Source organism: Pseudoalteromonas sp. SR41-8, from assembly GCF_014163915.1.
GTDB classification, from domain to species: domain Bacteria; phylum Pseudomonadota; class Gammaproteobacteria; order Enterobacterales; family Alteromonadaceae; genus Pseudoalteromonas; species Pseudoalteromonas rhizosphaerae.
This window is the reverse complement of the sequence record NZ_JACJEE010000074.1, coordinates 1-1,294: the sequence shown is the minus strand read 5'-3', so window position 1 is coordinate 1,294 and position 1,294 is coordinate 1. Positions and strand designations below refer to the sequence as shown.

The 1,294-nt window shown below is 41.0% G+C and carries 1 protein-coding gene; it reads right to left on the bottom strand.

Annotated features, from left to right (window positions below):
• Window positions 1-199: 199 nt before the first annotated feature.
• The coding region (locus H5162_RS21050) for a transposase (RefSeq protein ID WP_220493648.1) at window positions 200-1,294 on the bottom strand (1,095 nt) is incomplete at its 5' end.

Sequence of the window (1,294 nt, the reverse complement as noted above, 5' to 3'; positions counted from 1 at the left end):
TAACGAGGCTGTAGAATAACTCGTTTTTAATTTATTTTTATTGATGCATTAACCATAGCCGAGTTCCTATTTTGATTCAATCGGTTACTTCGATTTTACGTAAAATATAAAAAGAGGATTTGCTGTTGCTTTAATGGGCGTTTTGGAAGGTATGCAGGTGTTTAAGTGGCTTATTTGGAGAGGTAGCAGCTTACCTTTATTAATGCGTCCTGTTTTGCAGCTTTTCTATATTATGAACTAAACAATACAGTTGCCATTGGGCATTCACTTTCGTTTGACCGCGTAAGGTCAATTTATTCATGCCTTTGTTAACTGTAATATTCCCGAACACTGGCTCTATACAGCCAAGTCGTTTGCTGTACTGTCGTCGCCCGATTGGGCTGTCTATTTTGACCTTCATTTTGTCGATGTAGCTTAGCTTTTTACGCGATTCATCATTTTTAAACTGAACTTGCCGTCCTGTTTTTATAGGTGGCTTTCGCATACATTGCTGTTGCAGTGGGCATACCTTGCAATCTTTTAAGTAACCGCAGAATCGCGTATATTTTTGGTTGTGGCTGTTTACATTTATACCGCTTCGCCACATTTCATTGCCTGCGGGACAGCGGCAGGTTTGTGTCGTCTCATCATAATGGAAGTCGTCTGAGGTAAATAACCGTGGCTTGCCTTTACTGCGTTTTAGTCGGCGCTTTTCTTGCTCTGTCTCATAAGTTTCACTTTCTTTAAACAGCGGATTTCGTTTTCTAAATTGGTTATCCGCAATGTAAGTATCAAAGCCACTTTTCGCCATAAACTCAAGATTCACTTCGCTGTTAAACCCACTGTCTGCGGTAAACTTTATGGTGTGATTATCTGCTTCTTTTTTTGTATTGAGCTTAGTGAGCTGTTGTTTTAATTGCTTAACCGCTGGCTGTAAGGTTTGCTGCTCGCCCACTGTACCCCATGCCTGTGCTTGCAGTATAATTTGATGTTTATCGTCATTTATCGCTATCCCGTTGTAGCCTTGGATTGTACCTTTTGACGTGGTCATTTTCGCGCTATCAGGGTCGGTAATATTACTTTTAATGGGCTTGCCTTTGCTGCCCGTTTTTTCCTCGTGGGTCGCTAAGAACTCCGTGATTTTATCTGCACTTTTATCCAGCTTTTCTTTTTGCTTTAAATCCTGTGTTATCAACTCTTCGCTCAGGCTATCTTGTGATTGGTGACGTTCGATAATACGTTTACTCGCGCGTTCTAGTTTTGCTTTTTTACGCCCTAGCTCATCGAATGTGCCGCTCCATTCTTTACTCGCATT